Genomic DNA, 18,634 nt, shown 5'->3' with positions numbered 1-18,634 from the left:
AAAGAATTGCGAAAACAATGGCCATTAAGAAGCGTGTATTGGTTTTAACCTCTACCTTTCCGCGCTGGCAAGGTGACAGCGAGCCGCCATTCGTTTTTGAGTTATGCCGCAGGCTCGCAGATAAGTTCGATATCCTTGTTCTTGCGCCTCATGCTGAGGGCGCGAAACGAGCCGAAAAAATGGCCGGCATTGAGGTTCTCCGTTTTCGCTATTTTTTTTCGCGCTGGGAGAAACTGGCTTATCAGGGGGGCATTCTGGCGAATTTGAAGCAGAGTCGCTGGCGCCTTTGTTTGCTGCCCTTCCTTTTTGTCGCGCAAATTGCCGCCCTGTGCCGGATTCTTCATCGCCAGCGGATTGATTTGATTCATGTGCATTGGTTGATCCCGCAAGGGCTCAGCGTGGCGATTGCCGGCCTGGTGACGGCGAACGTGCCGCCCATGGTCTGCACGTCGCACGGCGGTGACCTGCTGGGCTTGAACGGCTGGCTGCTGACGGCAATAAAGCGTTGGGTCATTCGCCGCTCTTCGCGGCTCACCGTTGTTAGCAATGCCATGACGGCTTGTGCGCTGTCGCTGGGCGCAAGGCCTGGGCAATTGCAGACAATTTCCATGGGCGTTGATGCACAAACGCTGTTTGTGCCGGATCCCGCCATGGTGCGCGCGGACAACGAGTTGTTGTTTGTGGGGCGCCTGGTCGAAAAAAAAGGAATCGCATTCTTGCTGGATGCAATGCCGGAAATCATTCGCCGGCACCCCGGTGCATGCCTTCGCATTGTCGGTAACGGACCTCTGAGCGATGTGCTCAAGCAACAGGTTCACCGTCTCGGCATCGGGCATGCCGTCACTTTCATGCCCGCCTTGCCAAACAAGGACCTTCCCGCGCTCTATCAGCGAGCGACGGTTTTTGTGGCGCCCTCCATCGTCACGGACCAGGGTGACCAAGAGGGGCTGGGCCTGGTGTTGGTTGAAGCCTTGGCCTGTGAGTGCCCGGTGGTGGCGTCTGACCTGCCGGCGATACGGGATGTCGTCATTCATGGCGAGACCGGCATGACGGCCGCCCAGAAGAATCCGATTGCCATCGCCGAAGCCGTGGTCGGGATATTGGCGGATGCCGGTTTGCGACGGCGAACGGCGCATAGTGGCAGGCAACACGTCTTGCGGCATTTCGACTGGGAAAGTGTTGCCGCCCGCTATGGCCGTCTTTTTGATACGCTGGACAATACCGCATGACAATGGCTTGCAACCGTGCCTTGAAAAAGCCTCGTCTCTCCACGCCTTGTTCCTCACGCTATCACTCATGAAAACAACCCTTCAAACAGCCATTGGAAAATTCAGGCAAGACCCGATCGGGTTTCTTCGTCGGGCTTTCTACAAGACATTGGTGGCGCCTATGAAATACCGCACAAAGGATGGCTACGACGCCGCACGCTACTGGGGCGACAGGTTTGCACGGTACGGTACGTCCTTGAAAGGTGTTGGAGACGAGGGCTTGTCTGAGCAGAATAACCGCGCCATGTATGAAAAGGCGTCGACCGCTTTTCTCGACTTGTGCCGGCAGGAAGGTATCAATATTGCAGGTGCTCGAGTGTTGGAAATCGGCTGTGGCAACGGCTTTTATACCGGGCTGCTCAAGGAGCAAGGTGCCAGCAACTACCTGGGCCTTGATATCACCGACGCCTTGTTTCCCACGCTGGCCGAGCGCTTTCCCGACTTCCGTTTCATTCGCCGGGATATCACGGCCGACACGTTGGAGGGAGAGTTCGACCTGATTCTGATGATCGACGTGATCGAACACATTGTCAGCGAAGAGAAGCTGGATTTCGCCATACACAATGTGCAGCGCTGCCTTGCTGCTAACGGTCGGTTCATAGTGGCGCCGGTTACCGCTCAAGGGCGGCACTCACTCTTTTATGTGAGATTCTGGACGGTTGAAGATATCAAGAAGCGGCTTTCAGTGTGTCAGTTCGGCGAGCCGAAGCCGTTCAGGGACGATAGTCTTTTGATAGCAAGAAAACCGCCAGGGCAACTTTCGAACGCAGGCTAGGGCAATGGCGTCCGAAAAAAAAGGATCAAGCTTGGAAGTGGATATACCCATTTGTTCGATCTGCATCGCCAACTACAACGGCATGGAAGTGATCGACGACTGCCTACGGTCAGTAGTTGAGCAGCATGGCCATCTTTCCCTGGAGATATTGGTTCATGACGATGCCTCCAACGACGGTTCGGCGGACCATATTCGCCGCCACTATCCGCAGGTGAAACTGATTGTCAGTGATAGCAACGTCGGATTCTGTATTGCCAACAATCGGATGGCAGCCGCCGCAAAGGGAGAATACCTGTTGCTGCTTAACAACGATGCGGTGCTATACGCAGACGCGTTGATAAGCTTGACAGCCGAAGCCAAAAGGCTGGGACAAGCGGCTGTTCTCAGTCTTCCTCAACATGACGCCAAGAGTCTGAATCTGGTTGATCGGGGGTGCTTGCTAGATCCCTTTTTTAACCCAGTTCCTAACTTAGACCCGATGCGTACCGATGTGGCAATGGTGATTGGTGCTTGTCTTTGGATTCCAAAAGGATTGTGGAATGAGCTCGGAGGCTTCCCGGAATGGTTTGGTTCTGTGGCTGAGGATATGCATTTGTGTTGCCAGGCACGACTGGCAGGCTACCCGGTCCGAGTCCTGGCGAGTTCTGGCTATCGACACCACCAAGGAAAAAGTTTTGGAGGAAATCGCCTGCAAGAAGGGCAAATGCTCACGACGTACAGGCGACGCGCTTTCTCCGAGAGGAATAAAACTTACGCACTTGTAATGGTGTCCCCTCCTCTTCAGTTGGCTCTTGTGCTGCCCATTCATCTCCTGTTGATTTCGCTTGAGGGGGCGGTAGTTGCTCTTTTGAAAACCGACATGAATATTTGGCGGCTGATCTATGGGCCAATTTTCCCGTCGCTATGGCGAGAACGCCGAAAGATCATTGGTTGCCGAGCTGAAATTCAACGAAGACGTGTCATTACGTTAAGAGATTGGTGCCGTGGCTTTGTCGCTTTCCCGCGAAAGCTGACAATGCTTGTGAAGTACGGTATTCCACAAATTCGATAAGAAGACCCCCGACAAAGCCCGAGTGGGCTTCTCTTTGCAGACTTAACTGAAATACCGGCCTTATTTTCCAGGTGAAGCCTTGATCGCCAGACAGGCCGCATAGACGGCCTCGTATTTTTCCACCATTCTTCCGGCGTCGAATTTTCTGGCCCCGACGGGCACCCGTTGCTTCAATGAGTTCCAATATTGATCTGGTGCATTAGCCAACCGTACGATGGTCTCCCCCAGTTTTTCGATGGAAATATTCCAGTCGTCCAGTTCGAATAGTTCACCAGCTAAACCCTCTTTTGTCCACAGCATCTCCGATACCTCGCCAATGTTGCTGGCCAGAACAGGTCTTCCCGAATGCAGGCAGTCGATAACAACTAGTGGGTAACTTTCACCTCTGAAACGCGATGGTAAGAATCCCATATCAGCTGAGGCGAAGTAGTCGCGCGTATTGCTTCGGAATCCGAGGAAATGGATGAAGTCATGTTTGGCGTATGGCCTCAAACGCTCGAGTTCTGGCCCATCTCCAACCAAAAGAAGATGGACCGGCCGTGCCGATCGCTCATTCGCCAACACTACTGATTGAATGGCCTCTTCCCAGCCTTTTTCGCGAATTGCACGCGATACCAAGCAAAGTAAGAAATCATTTTCGCCTACACAAAGACTATCGCGGGAAACGGGTTTGACGGGGCCCGAAGGTAAAGCATTATCGATTCTTTGGAAGTGTTTTCTCTCGCGAAACTGCGGAGGGAATGAGGACGCATTTTTCTCGGCGGTATAGACGAAGCCGTCGATACGTGCCTCGAGCTTCGGAAGTACCTTTGCAAACTGCGCAGGGGGCATAAGTTCGTACATCCCATGCATTGAAATCACATGGCGAATGTCGGGAAACTTGCTTAGTTGAGTTGCCAGCATTAAATCAATAGACGCGTGATGTGAGTGCACGAGTTCGATGCCCATATCAAAAAAGAAGGCGCCTGCCAAATCGACTCGATCTGCTTCAAGCAGCGGAATCGAAGTCGAAATCATGTTTCGGATTCCGACTTCGGTTTTTTCGAAGTTGCCGTTGAAAAAAGTCACGCCATAACCTGCGGCTGTCAGCAGGTTCGCGAGGCTAATAGGGAAGGTCTCCCCTCCTCCGGCGATTAAGGCATAGGCCGCCATTACGATATTGGGTTTTCGTGTTTTTGCGCAGGCCAAAATCGACTCGGACGCGTAGAGCGAGGCAAAATCGCGGGGGCGAAAGTCGCCACGTTTGTTACGCCAGTGTTGATAAAGTTGGTTTTCCTGCCTCTTGAAATCCGCTGGCTCCAACTTAAACAGCTGGGCTAAATGTTTTCCCACTGCTTCGTGTTCGCGGTAATAGCCATCTTCGGCCTGAAAGTTTGTGGACGTGTTCAGAGGATGTTGGCGGTAGTGGTTGGTGGCCTTTGGGCTGTATGCCACCAATCCTCCTCGTATGACGGAGAGATAAAACATCCAATCCCCGCAGACACGCATTTTCAGCCAGTTTGGGTCGGCCAGCAGCGCTAGGCTTCCCGGATGGCGAAACAATGCACCACTTGCATTCGGCACTATATTCTTCACTACCCATGCGGAGTTCACGATTGCATGGGCCGAAGTGATAAAGGGACGTTTCCAGATATCCAACCCCAAATCTGACAGGTATTCCTCGGACGTCCAGACGGTAGTCGGCGGATCGTTCTGCACAAAATCCACGCGCGTAAATGCCAACTTCACGGCGGGGTTTGCAAAGCTGGGGATCAGTTCCTCGAGAAAATTCAACGAGCAGTAGTCATCACTTTCTGCGATCCAGATTACTTCTCCGGTCGCGGCTTCCAGCCCCTTTGCCCATTGATTGAAAACGCCGCCAGAATTGATTTTGTTAAACAGCGATACCGTTTTATCCGGATACAGGTTCGCGTAGCTGCGCAAAACAACCAAACTGTCATCCGTAGAACAATCGTCCATTAGTATGACTTCAAAGTTCGTATAGGACTGATTGAAGATTGAATCCAGCCTCCCGCGTAGATACTTCGAATGATTGAAATTCGGCACGATGACAGATACTTTCGGCGAGTATGCCGGTCCAGGATTAGGGAAACCGCCGTATAGCCGAGTTGAGGGAAGATCTGTCCGATCGAAAGACCCATGGAAAGCGTCAAGCATTCTCACGCGCTGAACGATTCCCTTTATCCCATCCCGGCGCAAGACAATAATCGATCGGCGAACGGCCTGCCGCACCGATCCGTCGTAAAACGGCAAGACCTTTCGCAAGGCCCCGAAAAGCACGGCGGCTCCCAAGATGTACTTGTGCATGACACGCGAGATTGCAGATATGGCCGAAAGTCCTGCCTGTATTTTTTTTTCTGCAAATCGCAGCGGTTTTGTCAGTCGCCACGACAGCGAGGTCCTGATTTTCTCAATCTGGGCATCCCGTATCAATACGGCGTCATTCAGCGATTGAGCCCATTTTCCAATATCAATATATTCCCTGACTACGTCGACTTTTGTTGACAGAAGCACAGAGGCGGGCAGAGGGGCGCTCGAGCTTTTTTGCCTAGTGCATAGAGCGAGAAAATAGACCGGATTTTCCAGGTGGCCAGAGTCAGGATGGATTTCCGATCCATCCTCGTGCCAGGCGTAAAACGAATCTTGCTTTTCCAGCAGGGGTTGAATGGCGGATACCATCAGCATCTTTTGGCCCAGATACTGTATGTGGCCGAATCGGGAATTCAACAGTTCGTCAAACTCGCGAAAATCTAGTTCTTTGACGTGGAAGTGGTTGTCCTCATTGGATTCCTCGCGGAAGACGGGTCGATTCGGGGAGGAAATGATCAACATTCCATCCGGGCGGAGTACTCGCTCAATTTCATTGAGCATCCCATCCTGCTCGAGTAAATGCTCAATGGTTTCAAAAGACACGACGAGATCAAACGAGGCGGCTTCAAAAGGAAGCTGAGTCGCAGAGCTGTGATGGAACTTCAAGTTTCCGCTCTGGTAAGACGTTCTTGCGTGTGCTACAGCTTCCTCTGAAACATCAACGCCGCAAACGCTCAATGCAGTCTCCGCCAGAAATGCGGACCCGTACCCCTCGCCACATGCGACGTCAAGTACATCCTTGCCGCGAGCTAGCTGCTGAGCGATAGCATAGCGGTGGTAGTGTTCGAGCCGAATCTTCCCGTTGACGGTGGGAATAAATCGCTCTCCGGTAAATTCCATCCTATCGCTCCTGTGTTCGGGTGGCCAGAATTTCCAGAGGCTGCATGGAAATGTGTTGCATCGGCAAGCCCAGGAGGACGCCTGTTGCGTGGCCTTTTGTAGATTGGAAAGTCACTGCATCGTGGACCCAGTGCAGCATCGTATGCGCCACCTGGGTGCCTTCGGCGACAGCGACGGAGACGGAGTAGTCGCCTGCGGGCAATTGCGGCATCCGAAACTGGAATGTCGCTTCGAGTTGTCCGCCTGCTTTCAAGCTTTGGGGTTGGTCAACATAGGTGAGATAGGTGTTATCACCAAAAATTGCCTGCCCAATTTGATTTTTAACAGTGAAGCCGACGATGACCGAATCCAGATCGATTGAGGCGGATATCGTAATTGAGAGAGTAACGATTTCACCGCCGACCACCCACGAGCATTGCTCCCCGTTGGAGGTGACGAATCTGGCGTTCAAAACCCTAGCCTGATTATTTCCAAATGAAGCGGATTTGATATTGAACTCGAAGAGTTCGAGATCATTACGTAAGTTGCTGCAATTCAAGAAGGGAAGACGTTGGTCAACGATATCTTCATTGTGCTTTTCCGCCACGTTGTTGATAGCGCTTTGTACGTTTCCCCCATGTACGGAGGAAAAATAGCTTTCGCAAACGGTTTTTGTGTCCCCTGCTTGAATCACTGTGCCGCTATCGATCCAGATCGCGCTATCACAAAGGGCTGTAATGGTCCCGACATCGTGGCTGACCACTATCAAAGTTCCGCGCTTTCTGAATTCATTCAGGAAGCGAAAACATTTTCGGGCGAAAGCGGCGTCCCCTACGCCGAGTGCCTCGTCTACTATGAGAATGTCAGGACTTACATGGATAGCAACGGAAAATGCCAGTCGTACGTACATGCCGCTTGAATAGGTTCGCACTGGTTGGTCGATGAATTCACCGATATCCGCAAAAGCGACTATATCGTCGAAACGAGCGTCCATTTCGATTTTGGTGCAGCCTGTTACCGCGCCTTGAAAGTACACGTTTTCCCGGCCGGTAAATTCAGGATTGAACCCGGCGCCAAGTTCAAGCAAGGCGCAAACCCGGCCATACACCTGCACGCGTCCGGCAGTGGGTTTAAGAATCCCGCAGATGAGCTGCAGCAAGGTGCTTTTTCCGGAGCCGTTGCGTCCGATGATGCCGATTGTTTCGCCTTTTTTTATCTCGAACGAGATGTCTTTCAATGCAGTAAATCCGCGATGAAAGCGAATCCGGCCGAAAGTAAATGCTTGTTTTATCCGATCACCGGGGTGGTCGAAGATGCGGTAAGTTTTCGTGAGATTTTTGACGGAAACTGCAATGTCAGAGTGCATCGGCGAACTCCTCCCGACTGTGCTGGAAGAAGGCGTAGCCCAGCACACATAGGCCCAGGCACACGCCGAATGCCAAGGCCCACGCACCCCAGTCGATCGATTGCCCCGTGATTGCCGCGCGAGAGGCTTCGATCACAACTCCAAGCGGGTTGTATAGGTAGGCTGGGCGCAAAGCAGTCGGAACCGCGCTCATCGGATAAAAAACCGGCGACAGGAACATCAGCATTTGCACGAACACGGGAATAATCTGGGTCATATCCTTGATAAACACTCCCCACGCCGCCACAAACCACGAGACGCCAAGACCCAGTAACAGAACGGGAAGCAGCAGAAACGGGAAAAGCAAAACCTGGCCATGGAGGCGGCCACCGCACGCCAGCGCGGCCACGAGGATAAGGAAGTTGAACGTGCCATGAACCAGGGCCGCGCCTAGGGGGACAACGGGCAGAATGTGCACGGGGAAGACGATCTTCTTCACAAAGCTGGGGTAGCCGCGAACGGAAGCTGGCGCACGCGAAACCGTTTCGGCAAAGATATTGAAGGTAATCAGGCCGCTATAAAGCAGCAGCCAGAACGGCAGGCCGCCGTTTTGCTGGGGCCAACGTGTTTGAAAGACCTGCCCGAAGATGAACGCAAAAATGGCCAGCATCAGCAATGGGCTGAGAAAAATCCACAGCACGCCAAACATCGCACCCCTGTACCGCAGCAACACGTCCCTTTTGATCAGTTGACCCAGCACGTAGCGGTGCCGCCAGATTTCAGAACAGATTCGCACAGGATTTAAAACAGGGGCGATCATAATTTGAGAGGTGCTTCGTATACATGCACGCGCGCAAGCAAGGGTGGGCGATTTTTATCATGAGCACCGGCATCAACAGGAGCTTTGCGTCTAGTGGTTCCGCCCGATGCAAACGGCGACGCGCAGGCCGAGGCATCCCAGCCCGACAATTGCCCCCACTTCCATGACTTTCCCATGACTTTCGTTTTCTATTGATGAATCTGGGTTTGTGCGTAAACGTCCGGACAGATGGACGTGATGCTAACCCGTCTTTTCTGGCTTGCTGTTGCTTTCCCGAGAATTTAGGAGGGATGCTGAAAGTAACACCCCCACTAGAATCAAGCAATGAATGCTTGGAGCCAAACTACTCTGGATCACCGTACCGTTTTGGTTACCGGTGCGGCTGGTTACATCGGTTCCCATACCGTCACCGAACTTCTGCGTCAGGGTTGCCGGGTAGTGGCACTCGATAATTACTGTAATAGTTCACCTGAGGTCTATCGCCGCATCGAAGGCTTGGCGGGCACAACTTTCGCTCACGTGGAGGCCGACGTGCGTGACGGTGCTGCGTTGGAAAAGGTGCTGTCAAATCATGACATCGATGCGTGTATTCATTTCGCCGCGCTTAAGTCGGTGAGTGACTCGATCATTCACCCGCTGCGCTATCTGGATAATAACGTGAGAGGCCTCTTGGTGCTTTTACGTGTGCTGCAAAGGTACCATGTGCACCGGTTTGTCTTCAGCTCTTCCGCAACGGTCTACGGCGACCCGGTCCGGGTGCCGGTAGCTGAGTCGGCGGTGCTCAACGCAACATCGGTTTATGGTGCCACCAAGTTGATGGGAGAGGATATTTTGCGGCGGTTAGCAGCGGCCCCGGCGGAACTGGAGGAGACATGGCGGGTGGCGGCCTTGCGTTATTTCAACCCGGTGGGGGCCCATCCAAGTGGTCAGATCGGTGAGGAGCCGCTGGGTATACCTAATAATCTGATGCCCTATGTGATGCAAGTCGCTGCCGGTCTCAGGCCCAAACTCAGCATTTTCGGCGGCGACTACCCCACTCCTGATGGCACTTGTGTGCGCGACTACATCCACATTCAGGACCTGGTGGAGGGGCACCTGGCAGCACTAAAGCATCTTCTTGACGGCGGGGCCAGTCTCACCGTGAACTTGGGGACCGGTCGGGGCACGAGCGTCAGGCAGTTAGTGGAGACTTTTGTGCAGGTGAACGGCGTTACCGTTCCCTACGAGTTTGCCGCCCGCCGGCCGGGTGATGTCGCCCAATATTTTGCCGATCCTTCGCGGGCGCGCGAACTATTGGGATGGCAAGCTCGTCATGATCTGGCCGACATGTGTCGTGATGCATGGCGCTGGCAATGCTCTCAGCCGCAGAACCATGCCTGAAATCCACCATTCCCAGGCCGGTTCGCGAGATGCGACTGCAGGTCTGGTGGCGTTGCTCTTAGCGCTACCCTGGCTCAATCCGATTTCGCTTGGCCCCTCTCCCGGTGTTGTGCCCTGGTTGGTGGCGCTTGCCGCGACGGCGGCCCTCGTTTTGTCGACCTCGTTTCGTACCACCCCGAGCCAATCGCATTGCGATGCGTCTTTTGCCCAGCGCTGGGCAAAGCCCGCGGCCTGGGCCTGGTTGCTGGCCGGCCTGATCAGCAGCCTGATCGCCCTGCTCCAATACTTCGGTGCCGCGGCGGCCTTGGGCGCGTGGGTGAGCCAGACGGCGCCCGGGGAGGCGTTCGCCAACCTTCGCCAGCGCAACCAGTTCGCCAGCCTGACCAATATCGCCCTGGCGGCTTTGGTCTGGGTCTCCCACCAAGGTTTTGCTGCGGGAAGGCGCCAATGGGTGGTGTATCTGGGGGCCGTTCTGCTTGCCACCGGTAACGCCGCTTCTTCTTCCCGTACGGGCCTTGTGGAGCTGGTGATGCTTTGCGGGCTGCTCGGCGTATGGGGCGCATGGCGCCAGCCTCGTGTTTTGCGCGTGCTGCTGGTGGCTGTGGTGGCCTATGGGGCGGCAACGTTGCTATTGCCCTGGTTGCTGGGGCTTGACCCGGCGGCGCACGGCATGGTGGCCCGCCTGCGCGGCGGCGAGCTGGCATGCGCGAGCCGTGTCGCGCTGTGGTCCAACGTGCTGAACCTGATCGGGCAGAAGCCCCTGCTGGGCTGGGGCTGGGGGGAACTGGACTATGCCCACTACATTACCCTGTATGGCGGTACGCGGTTTTGCGACATTCTGGACAACGCGCACAACCTTCCTTTGCACCTGGCGGTTGAACTGGGCATCCCGGTCGCGCTGTTGATCTGCGGCGCCAGTGTTTGGTGGGTGCTACGGCGGCGCCCCTGGCGCGAGGCGGATACCGTGCGCCAGCTGGCCTGGAGCGTGCTGGCGGTGATCCTGTTGCACAGCATGCTGGAATACCCCTTGTGGTACGGGCCGTTTCAGGTTGCCTTTGGCCTTTGTATCGGGCTGCTGTGGCATGCCGGCGGCGCGCCGGCCGGGGTTGCCGCGCCGCGGGCGGCGGTTTTCAGGGGGGTGTTTGCGGCGGTCTTGGCCGCGTGCTGCGCTTATGCGGCCTGGGACTACTACCGCATCAGCCAGATCTACAAGCCGCCCCAGGAACGTGATGCCGCCTACCGTGACGCGACCTTGTCCAAGATTCGCGATTCGTGGCTGTTCCGCAGGCAGGTCAGCTTTGCCGAGTTGAGCCTGACAGCCCTGACGCGGGACAACGCCCAATGGACTTTCGACACGGCGACGGCTCTGCTGCATTACTCGCCCGAACCGGTTGTGATTGAAAAAGTGATTGAAAGCGCCGTCATGCTGGGGCGTGACGACGAAGCCCTGGCGCATCTGGCGCGTTACCGGGCGGCTTTCCCGAGGGAGTATGCGCGCTGGGCCGCCGTCAATTCCCGCCTCCCCGCAGGCGGCGAGCGCCTGCCCTGAGCCGGCTCAGGGGTTGGTGAAGCTGCCGGATTTGCCGCCGTGCTTTTCAAGAAGCTTCACGTCCGTGATGACCATGGCGCGGTCGACCGCCTTGCACATGTCGTAAATCGTCAACAAGGCCACCTGCACGCCTGTGAGGGCCTCCATTTCCACCCCCGTCGGGCCGATGGTTTCCACGGTGGCCCGGCAGGTGATGCTGGAGTCGCTCTCCTGCGGCAGGAAGTCGATCGCCACGCGGGTCAGCGCGAGCGGGTGGCACAGGGGAATCAGGTCGCTGGTCTTTTTGGCGGCCATGATGCCGGCGATGCGGGCGATGCCCAGCACGTCGCCTTTTTTGGCATTGCCCCCCAGAATGATGGACAGCGTCGCCGGATTCATTACGATACGGCCCTGCGCAAGGGCGATGCGATGTGTCGCCGCCTTTCCCGCCACGTCAACCATATGGGCCTGGCCTTGGCCGTCAAAATGGGTGAGTGCGGAAGGGGTTGCCATGCTTTTACGAAACCTTTACAACAAGCCTTCATCATAAGACCATGTTTGTGAATCAAAGTCCTCTGAAGAGCCGCTTGCTGGCGGCAGGTGTGCATTTTGGTATCAGTGTGGCTATCGCGGCGCTCGCCGCATGGCTGGTTTTTGAGATTTGGTATCCCTACCCCTACCGGGAAATCTCCGGCGGCCGCGAGCTGTTTTTTATCGTGGTGACGGTCGACGTGATCCTGGGTCCGCTATTGACGCTGGCGGTATTCGACGTCAAAAAATCCGTCAAAACCCTCAGGCTGGACCTCGCGGTGATTGGCTGCTTCCAGCTTGCGGCGCTCTTATACGGGTTATGGACGGTGATGGTGGTCCGCCCGGTGCACTTGGCCTATGAGATGGATCGTTTCAGGGTCATCCACGCCATTGAAATTCCCGAAGACGAGTTGAAGCAGGCGCCGCCGGAATTTCAGCGTTTGCCGCTCACGGGGCCGACGCTGCTCTCCTTGCGCGATTTCAAGGACGCCAAGGAGCGTTCCGATGCGACCCTGACGGCGCTGGGCGGCGTGCCACTTGGTGCGCGCCCCGGCCTCTGGCAATCCTACGCCCAGGCGCAGTCCCAAGTGTTGGCCCACGCGCGCCCGTTGGCGGAGTTGAAAACGCGATTCCCGGATCGTCTTGCGGAAATTGATGGTGCATTGAAATCGGCCTCGCGCGGAAGCGATGCACTGGCGTTCACCGGCTACATTCCCATGATAGGGCGCAAGGATTTCTGGACCGCCCTGGTTGATACCCGTACCGCCGAGGTAATCGCTTTTGTCCCCATTGATTCGTTCTAGGCGCGCTTTGTCCGGCCGGCACCCCGTCTTGAGCCGGTTGGCGCTAGGCGTCCTGGTCTTCATGGCCTCCGCCCATTTCTCGCTTGCCCAGGCGCCTGCCGCCGTGCCGGGTACCAGCGCGGGCTCCTTGCCGTCGCTCGGCGAAACCTCCGAGCTGTCGGCCGCTGCGGAGCGCCGTATCGGCGACCGTATTGCCGCCAGCATTTACCGGGATCCGGACTACATCGACGACCCGGTGCTGGACGACTACCTGCAAAGCGTCTGGCTGCCTCTGGTGGCCGCCGCGCGAACCCGCGGTGAATTGCATGCGGAGCTCGACGAGCGCTTTGCCTGGCAGGTGTTCCTGATCCGGGACCGGAGCATCAATGCCTTTGCCTTGCCGGGTGGTTATTTCGGCGTGCACCTGGGCCTGATCGGTGCGGTCGGCAGCGTGGACGAAATGGCCGCCGTGCTCGGGCACGAACTGAGCCACGTCACGCAGCGCCACATTTCGCGCATGCTGACACAGCAATCGCGCCAGACCCCCTGGATGATCGCCGCGATGATTCTGGGTGCGCTGGCTGCCGGAAAAAGCGGCGACATGGCCAGCGCCGCCATCGTCGGCGGGCAGGCGGTTGCCGCGCAGAACCAGCTCAATTTTTCCCGGGACATGGAACGCGAGGCCGACCGCGTCGGTTTCGGTGTCATGACCGATGCCGGCTTTGAAAGCCGTGGCGTGTCGGCCATGTTCGAAAAGCTGCAGCAGGCTTCGCGCCTGAACGACAACGGCTCCTTTCCCTATTTGCGTTCCCATCCCCTGAACACCGAACGTATCGCCGAGGCGCAGGCACGGGTGCAACTGGCCTCCCTGGAGGCCGCAAAGCCCTCGCGCGACAAGGAAATCGGGACCGGCAAGGCTCTGGTGCTGCACGCCATCATGGCCGCGCGCGCGCGCATCCTGGCCGCTCCTGGCGTGGACGCGCTGCGCTCCATGGTGGCGCAGGCCCAGCGCCGCGGCACTCCCGCCCCGCTGCAATCGCCCGCGTCGGCCGACAACGTGCGTGATGCCGGCACCCTGTATGCGGGTGCCTATGCCGCAGCGCAACTGCGTGATTTTCCGGGCGCCAAAAGCCTGCTGGAAAAGCTCAGGCCGCTGATCGCGGCCGACATGCCGCAAGCCGCCAGCACGGTAGACCTGCTGGCTGTCGAAATCGACCTGATCGCCGGCGTCGTTCCCTCGACGGCGGCGTCCGTCGACATCGCCAAGGCGACATCCCGCGCGGAGGTGTTGACTCAAGCCCGGTCATTAATGGCCGCACACCGCGCCCAGGACGTGTCAAATCGCCTGCAGACCTGGGTGGCCGCGCATCCCAAGGACGCGATGGCCTGGCAGTTGCTCGCCGTGGCCTACGGCAACCAGAACCAGAACGTGCGGGCGATTCGCGCCGATGCGGAAAGCCGGGCGGCGCAACTGGACTACCCGGCGGCGCTGGACCGTTTCAAGGCGGCACAGGGCCTCATGCGCAGCAACCCCGGCAGCGCCGATTACGTGGAGGGTTCCATCCTCGATACGCGCACGCGCCAGACCGAGTCACTTATCAAGGAACAGGCGCTCCAGGACAAACTCGATCGCTAGCTGCAGCACCGAGTAAATCAGCGAACCGATCAGCGCGGCGCCGAAGCCGGCGACGTTCAGGCTGCTGGTCAGGCTGGCCGCGGCCCAGAACATGAGCGCGTTGACCACGAAAAGGAAGAGCCCCAGCGTCACCAGCGTCACCGGCAGCGTCAGCAACACCAGGATGGGGCGCACCACCATATTGAGCGCGCCCAGCACGGCCGCCGCGATCAGCGCGCCGGTGAAGCTGCTGACCGTCACGCCCGAATACAGGTAAGCCACCGCCAGCAGCGCGGCCGCACTGAAAAGCCATTTGAGGATGAGTTTCATGGCCGAAGAATACCACCGGCCGCCCAAAGAAAAATGCGCCCCTGAGGGCGCATTGGCGGCTTGCGGCAAGCCGCGTCAGTCGGTGGCCACCAGCAGACCGGCGCTCGCCAGCGCGGTGGCATAACCCAGCACCCCATGGCTTTCCTGGGCTTGAGATGCCGTCACCGGCTGCATGTCCTGGCCGAACTTCGGCCGGCGGGCATCCAGCACGCGCGCGGCGCCGTGCTGCTTGATCAGGGTCTCGGTCTGTGTGATCAAGGTCGTCTGTGCCAGCTGGGTCAGTACGGCGTCACCTTCCCGCTGCAATACGGGCATCAGCTGCGCGAAGACCTTTTCCGCCCACTTGCCGCGCCAGCTTTCCCGTGCGCTGTGCGTCACCCATTTGCTGACGCGGTGCGTCACTCGGGGTGCGCAGCCGACCACGATCCAGCGGGTCGGGTTGCGGGGGCCGCCGGCCGGCAGCATGGGCTGCAGCATCTGCAGGGCATAGGTGGCGTCGTCAACGTACACGATGATGTTGTCCATGAAGTTCTCTCCTTGAGTTGTCGTCGTTTTAGAAAGCTTGCAGGTTGCTAAAAAGAGGGGGCACGGGCCCCCCGGGGATTGCGGGTTTCAGTGCGGCACCAGTTTTGCGTCGTTGTTCGAGCGGTTGCGCCGCGTCGCCCACCAGCCCGCGCCGAGCACGCCCGCCACCGCGACCGCGTAGGTGATCCACTGGGCGGCCGTGTGCAGGTTTTCGGCCGAAGGCAGCGTGTTCGGGCCGCCGTAGATCGGGTCGAGCAACTGCTCGCTCACAACCATCTTGGCGGCGGTGAAAGCCAGCACCGCAGCGCCCACGTTGATGATGATGGGGAAGCGCTCCACCAGCTTGAGCACCATGGTGCTGCCGAACACCACGATGGGGATGCTCACCAGCAGGCCGATGACGACCAGATCGAACGCGCCGTGCGCCGCGCCGGCCACGCCCAGCACGTTGTCGACGCCCATCAGGGCATCGGCCACCACAATGGTTTTCATGGCGCCCCAGAAGGTGCTGGCGATGGGCCCGTCGTGTTCCTTGTCGCCCTGGTCTGCCAGCAGCTTGTAGGCGATCCACAGCAGCCCCAGGCCGCCTATGAGCATCAGCCCGGGAATCTTCAGTAGCCACACCACGCCGACTGTCATGGCGGAGCGGACCACGATGGCGCCGACCGTGCCCCAGACGATGGCTTTTTTCTGCAGTTGCGGAGGCAGGTTGCGGGCGGCCAGCGCGATCACGATGGCGTTGTCGCCTGCGAGCACGAGGTCAATGAGGATGATCGCCAGCAGGGCGGACCACCAGGGGGCGGTAAATAGTTCCAAGTTCACACTCCAAATCAAGTTTCGACTTGGAAATCCGCAGGAACGGATTTCCGGATTCGCGAAACCGGAAAAGGCTTGTGAGTGGTTCGGGTCAGGGAATTGGTGCCGCGAACGCCTCGATCAAACCTGTTCAGGTTTCAATCGAAGGTCTGGCTCGACATGCAGTGTCGCTGCATGCCCAACAAGCCGGAAGTGTGAACTTCGTAATGACGACTTGCTGTTAGCGATTTTGCTGTGGTGTCTGTTATCGAATATTGCAGCAAAACGAGGGAGTTACTCCCCTTCGTCTGCACATTTGACAATAAAAATGGATTTTTTGCAAATCCCGGCTATTCCAGCAGGCCTGATTCTGCATGGACGCCATGGACGACCGCTGTGCCCTACCTAAACCCGCTTCGTGGGAGCGATATTGCGGTCTGCCCGATAATGAACGGCCCGGCTCTGCGGCTTCGCGCATCCTCTTCCCTGGCGCGGCCAGCTCCCCATTTGGTATCTTATTTCCCATGCCCGGCATCCACATCACCGACATTGAAGCCGCCATCAATTACTGGCGCGACAAAAAGCCCTCACCCGACGGCGTGACGCTGGCGCCGGAGTTGCGCGCCTTGGCCGAGGTCTATGCGCTCATGGTTTTCTACCATGAGGACGAGGCCGACGAAAAATCCTTTCCCGCCAAGGCGCTCGCGGCCTGGCGCACCTGGTACGACACTACGGCCGACACGCCTTGCATCGCCATCTGCTCGACCAGCCAGGGCGACGCCCTGTGCAAGGGTTGTGGCCGCACGTTTGACGAAGTGCAGCACTGGCCCGAAATGACACCCGGCGAAAAACGCGCCACCTGGCGGCGCATCACGCAGGAAGCCACCGCCTGGCGCTTTGGCCGCTACTCAGACCGGGCGCTGGAAAATAAAACGCCGACTCCTTCCGACGAAAAGGGTCCGGCCTGACACGGCTATGCCATGCTCAGACTGGCCCGCGCTCCCAATATCGCCATTGCCGCGCTGTGGGTGGACGCCCTGCAGCAGGCCGGTTTTTCGGCCAGCGTGCAGCGCTATTTCCTGGGCAGCGTGGCCGGTGAATTGCCGCCCGACCAGTGCCTTCCCGAAGTCTGGCTCACGCACGACCACGAAGAGGCCGGTGCGAAAGAGTTGCTGTACGGGTTGCAGAACATTCCGCAGCGACGCTGGCTGTGCGCTGCCTGCGGCGAAACTGTCGAAGGCGGTTTCGAGCAATGCTGGCAGTGCGGCGCGGACATGCCGACGCCGCCTGCGGCTTCCGCCTAAACGCGCTTGGCTAGCTCTGCCGCCAGGCCGACGTAGCTCCCCGGCGTCATGGCCAGCAAGCGGATTTTCTCCGCTTCGGGAATTTCCAGCGAGCGGATCAGCGTGTGCAGGTCTTCGGCCTTCACGGTTTTTCCGCGCGTGACTTCCTTGAGTTTTTCATATGCGCCCTGCACGCCGTAGCGGCGCATCACGGTCTGTATCGGCTCGGCCAGCACTTCCCAGGAGCTGTTGAGGTCGTCGCTGAGCGCCTCGCGGTTGAGTTCGAGCTTGTTCAGGCCCACGCTCAGGGAGTTGTAGGCCAGCACGGCATAGCCCAGCGCCACGCCCATGTTGCGTAGCACGGTCGAGTCGGTCAGGTCGCGCTGCCAGCGGGAAATCGGCAGCTTTTCGCTCATGTGTCGCAGCAGCGCATTGGCCAGGCCCAGGTTGCCTTCGGCGTTTTCAAAGTCGATGGGATTGACCTTGTGCGGCATGGTGGACGAGCCGATTTCGCCCTCCTTCAAGCGCTGCTTGAAGTAACCCACGCTCACGTAGCCCCAGATGTCGCGGGCCAGGTCGACCAGGATGGTGTTGGCGCGGGCGACGGCGTCGAACAGCTCGGCCATGTAGTCGTGCGGCTCGATCTGGATGCTGTAGGGCTGGAAGGTCAGGCCCAGGCCCAGCGGCTCGGGTGTTTCAATCACGCCGCGGCTGAAAGCCTCCCAGTCAAAGTCGGGCCAGGCCGAGAGGTGCGCGTTGTAGTTGCCCACGGCGCCGTTCATCTTGCCCATCAGCTTGACGGCGGCGATTTTTTCGCGCGCACTGGCCAGGCGCACCACGACGTTGGCGATTTCCTTGCCGACCGTGGTCGGGCTGGCGGTCTGGCCGTGCGTGCGGCTGAGCATGGGTTCGTCGGCAAACAGGTGGGCCATGTCGCGCAGCTGGCCGATGACCTTGTCGAGCGCCGGCAGCACCACCAGGTCGCGGCCGCTTTTGAGCTGCAGCGCGTGGCTGGTGTTGTTGATGTCCTCGCTGGTGCAGGCGAAGTGCACGAACTCGCTGGCGCCCTTGAGTTCAGGCCTGGCCTCGAATTTGGACTTGATCCAGTATTCGACGGCTTTCACGTCGTGGTTGGTGGTTTTTTCGATGTCCTTGATGGCTGCGGCGTCGGTTTCCGAGAAATTCTTGACCAGGCCCAGCAAATAGGTTCGGGCACCCGGGCTCAGCGGCTTGAATTCAGCGAATTTGGCGTCGGACAGTGCGATGAACCAGGCCACTTCGACCTGGACGCGGCGGTGCATATAGCCCTGCTCGGACATCAGGGGGCGTAATTGGGCGAGTTTGCCGGCGTAGCGGCCGTCCAGGGGGGACAGGGCGTTGATGGTGGAAAACGGGTTGGAAGAGCTCATCCTCCAAT

The 18,634-nt window shown here is 58.1% G+C and carries 17 protein-coding genes; 9 read left to right on the top strand and 8 right to left on the bottom strand.

Translation table 11 applies throughout. The features are described from left to right. Positions 1–17: 17 nt before the first annotated feature. The 3 genes from ACLV74_RS09785 to ACLV74_RS09775 all read left to right on the top strand — a co-directional run bounded on the left by ACLV74_RS09785 (position 18) and on the right by ACLV74_RS09775 (position 3,094). On the top strand, positions 18–1,229 hold the full coding sequence (locus tag ACLV74_RS09785) for a glycosyltransferase family 4 protein (RefSeq protein WP_411879202.1): 1,212 nt from the start codon (positions 18–20) through the stop codon (positions 1,227–1,229). Between the two features lie 67 nt (positions 1,230–1,296). Then, a complete protein-coding gene (locus tag ACLV74_RS09780; protein WP_411879201.1) occupies positions 1,297–2,043 on the top strand; it encodes a class I SAM-dependent methyltransferase in 747 nt (248 codons plus the stop codon). 4 nt (positions 2,044–2,047) lie between these two features. Further along, positions 2,048–3,094 carry a glycosyltransferase family 2 protein gene (locus ACLV74_RS09775; protein ID WP_411879200.1) on the top strand — a complete coding sequence of 349 codons (1,047 nt, stop codon included), beginning with the start codon at positions 2,048–2,050 and terminating at the stop codon, positions 3,092–3,094. A 60-nt stretch (positions 3,095–3,154) separates the two neighbouring features. On the opposite strand, the gene ACLV74_RS09770 is transcribed toward ACLV74_RS09775, so the two are convergent. Genes ACLV74_RS09770 through ACLV74_RS09760 form a run of 3 tightly spaced genes read right to left on the bottom strand, consistent with a single transcriptional unit; the run spans position 3,155 to position 8,448 of the window. Beyond that, on the bottom strand, positions 3,155–6,304 hold the full coding sequence (locus ACLV74_RS09770; RefSeq protein ID WP_411879199.1) for a glycosyltransferase: 3,150 nt from the start codon (positions 6,302–6,304) through the stop codon (positions 3,155–3,157). A 1-nt stretch (position 6,305) separates the two neighbouring features. Then, positions 6,306–7,649, bottom strand: coding sequence for an ABC transporter ATP-binding protein (locus tag ACLV74_RS09765; RefSeq protein WP_411879198.1), 1,344 nt, complete (start codon positions 7,647–7,649; stop codon positions 6,306–6,308). Then, a complete protein-coding gene (locus ACLV74_RS09760; RefSeq protein ID WP_411879197.1) occupies positions 7,639–8,448 on the bottom strand; it encodes an ABC transporter permease in 810 nt (269 codons plus the stop codon). Before ACLV74_RS09760 ends, ACLV74_RS09765 begins: the two co-directional genes overlap by 11 nt. A 324-nt stretch (positions 8,449–8,772) precedes the next feature. Between ACLV74_RS09760 and galE the strand changes: the two genes are divergently transcribed. Together galE and ACLV74_RS09750 are read left to right on the top strand one after the other, a co-directional pair. Continuing rightward, positions 8,773–9,828: a UDP-glucose 4-epimerase GalE gene (gene galE, locus ACLV74_RS09755; protein ID WP_411879196.1), complete on the top strand. Its 1,056-nt coding sequence runs from the start codon at positions 8,773–8,775 to the stop codon at positions 9,826–9,828. Further along, positions 9,821–11,377 (top strand): PglL family O-oligosaccharyltransferase, encoded by a 1,557-nt coding sequence (locus ACLV74_RS09750; RefSeq protein WP_411879195.1) that lies wholly within the window; start codon positions 9,821–9,823, stop codon positions 11,375–11,377. The genes galE and ACLV74_RS09750 overlap by 8 nt, the downstream gene beginning before the upstream one ends. 6 nt (positions 11,378–11,383) lie before the next feature. Here the strand turns inward: ACLV74_RS09750 and moaC are convergent, their stop codons facing one another. Next, positions 11,384–11,869 carry a cyclic pyranopterin monophosphate synthase MoaC gene (moaC, locus tag ACLV74_RS09745; protein WP_411879194.1) on the bottom strand — a complete coding sequence of 162 codons (486 nt, stop codon included), beginning with the start codon at positions 11,867–11,869 and terminating at the stop codon, positions 11,384–11,386. A 41-nt stretch (positions 11,870–11,910) separates the two neighbouring features. Between moaC and tfpZ the strand changes: the two genes are divergently transcribed. Both tfpZ and ACLV74_RS09735 read left to right on the top strand, forming a co-directional pair. Then, entirely contained in the window at positions 11,911–12,690 is a 780-nt protein-coding gene (gene tfpZ / locus ACLV74_RS09740; protein ID WP_411879193.1) for a TfpX/TfpZ family type IV pilin accessory protein, read from the top strand. Between the two features lie 61 nt (positions 12,691–12,751). Continuing rightward, a complete protein-coding gene (locus ACLV74_RS09735) occupies positions 12,752–14,305 on the top strand; it encodes a M48 family metalloprotease (RefSeq protein ID WP_411879192.1) in 1,554 nt (517 codons plus the stop codon). On the opposite strand, the gene ACLV74_RS09730 is transcribed toward ACLV74_RS09735, so the two are convergent. The 3 genes from ACLV74_RS09730 to ACLV74_RS09720 all read right to left on the bottom strand — a co-directional run bounded on the left by ACLV74_RS09730 (position 14,261) and on the right by ACLV74_RS09720 (position 15,955). Beyond that, positions 14,261–14,614: a phage holin family protein gene (locus tag ACLV74_RS09730; protein ID WP_411879191.1), complete on the bottom strand. Its 354-nt coding sequence runs from the start codon at positions 14,612–14,614 to the stop codon at positions 14,261–14,263. The two genes, ACLV74_RS09735 and ACLV74_RS09730, sit on opposite strands and share 45 nt — an antisense overlap. Positions 14,615–14,689: 75 nt before the next feature. Next, positions 14,690–15,139: a hypothetical protein gene (locus tag ACLV74_RS09725; RefSeq protein WP_411879190.1), complete on the bottom strand. Its 450-nt coding sequence runs from the start codon at positions 15,137–15,139 to the stop codon at positions 14,690–14,692. Positions 15,140–15,226: 87 nt separating this feature from the next. Next, positions 15,227–15,955, bottom strand: a complete 729-nt coding sequence (locus ACLV74_RS09720) for a TerC family protein (protein WP_411879189.1) — start codon at positions 15,953–15,955, stop codon at positions 15,227–15,229. 503 nt (positions 15,956–16,458) lie between these two features. Between ACLV74_RS09720 and ACLV74_RS09715 the strand changes: the two genes are divergently transcribed. After that, positions 16,459–16,902: a DUF3717 domain-containing protein gene (locus tag ACLV74_RS09715; RefSeq protein ID WP_411879188.1), complete on the top strand. Its 444-nt coding sequence runs from the start codon at positions 16,459–16,461 to the stop codon at positions 16,900–16,902. 12 nt (positions 16,903–16,914) lie between these two features. After that, the gene (locus tag ACLV74_RS09710; RefSeq protein WP_411879187.1) at positions 16,915–17,238 is read left to right on the top strand and encodes a DUF2007 domain-containing protein; all 324 of its coding nucleotides are present in this window, start codon (positions 16,915–16,917) and stop codon (positions 17,236–17,238) included. On the opposite strand, the gene purB is transcribed toward ACLV74_RS09710, so the two are convergent. Beyond that, entirely contained in the window at positions 17,235–18,626 is a 1,392-nt protein-coding gene (gene purB / locus ACLV74_RS09705; protein ID WP_411879186.1) for an adenylosuccinate lyase, read from the bottom strand. The two genes, ACLV74_RS09710 and purB, sit on opposite strands and share 4 nt — an antisense overlap. Between the last annotated feature and the right edge of the window lie 8 nt (positions 18,627–18,634).

It is taken from the genome of Polaromonas sp. YR568, from assembly GCF_943369415.1.
Lineage (GTDB): Bacteria > Pseudomonadota > Gammaproteobacteria > Burkholderiales > Burkholderiaceae_C > Polaromonas.
The sequence above is the reverse complement of the archived record's forward strand: the minus strand, read 5'-3'. Positions and strand labels throughout refer to the sequence as shown.

Bases quoted from the DNA above. Each gene is read 5' to 3' on its own strand.
- ACLV74_RS09785 (WP_411879202.1), top strand. From the start codon at position 18: ATGGCCATTAAGAAGCGTGTATTGGTTTTAACCTCTACCTTTCCGCGC.
- ACLV74_RS09780 (WP_411879201.1), top strand. From the start codon at position 1,297: ATGAAAACAACCCTTCAAACAGCCATTGGAAAATTCAGGCAAGACCCG.
- ACLV74_RS09775 (WP_411879200.1), top strand. From the start codon at position 2,048: ATGGCGTCCGAAAAAAAAGGATCAAGCTTGGAAGTGGATATACCCATT.
- ACLV74_RS09770 (WP_411879199.1), bottom strand. From the start codon at position 6,304: ATGGAATTTACCGGAGAGCGATTTATTCCCACCGTCAACGGGAAGATT.
- ACLV74_RS09765 (WP_411879198.1), bottom strand. From the start codon at position 7,649: ATGCACTCTGACATTGCAGTTTCCGTCAAAAATCTCACGAAAACTTAC.
- ACLV74_RS09760 (WP_411879197.1), bottom strand. From the start codon at position 8,448: ATGATCGCCCCTGTTTTAAATCCTGTGCGAATCTGTTCTGAAATCTGG.
- galE (WP_411879196.1), top strand. From the start codon at position 8,773: ATGAATGCTTGGAGCCAAACTACTCTGGATCACCGTACCGTTTTGGTT.
- ACLV74_RS09750 (WP_411879195.1), top strand. From the start codon at position 9,821: ATGCCTGAAATCCACCATTCCCAGGCCGGTTCGCGAGATGCGACTGCA.
- moaC (WP_411879194.1), bottom strand. From the start codon at position 11,869: ATGGCAACCCCTTCCGCACTCACCCATTTTGACGGCCAAGGCCAGGCC.
- tfpZ (WP_411879193.1), top strand. From the start codon at position 11,911: ATGTTTGTGAATCAAAGTCCTCTGAAGAGCCGCTTGCTGGCGGCAGGT.
- ACLV74_RS09735 (WP_411879192.1), top strand. From the start codon at position 12,752: ATGGCCTCCGCCCATTTCTCGCTTGCCCAGGCGCCTGCCGCCGTGCCG.
- ACLV74_RS09730 (WP_411879191.1), bottom strand. From the start codon at position 14,614: ATGAAACTCATCCTCAAATGGCTTTTCAGTGCGGCCGCGCTGCTGGCG.
- ACLV74_RS09725 (WP_411879190.1), bottom strand. From the start codon at position 15,139: ATGGACAACATCATCGTGTACGTTGACGACGCCACCTATGCCCTGCAG.
- ACLV74_RS09715 (WP_411879188.1), top strand. From the start codon at position 16,459: ATGCCCGGCATCCACATCACCGACATTGAAGCCGCCATCAATTACTGG.
- ACLV74_RS09710 (WP_411879187.1), top strand. From the start codon at position 16,915: ATGCTCAGACTGGCCCGCGCTCCCAATATCGCCATTGCCGCGCTGTGG.
- purB (WP_411879186.1), bottom strand. From the start codon at position 18,626: ATGAGCTCTTCCAACCCGTTTTCCACCATCAACGCCCTGTCCCCCCTG.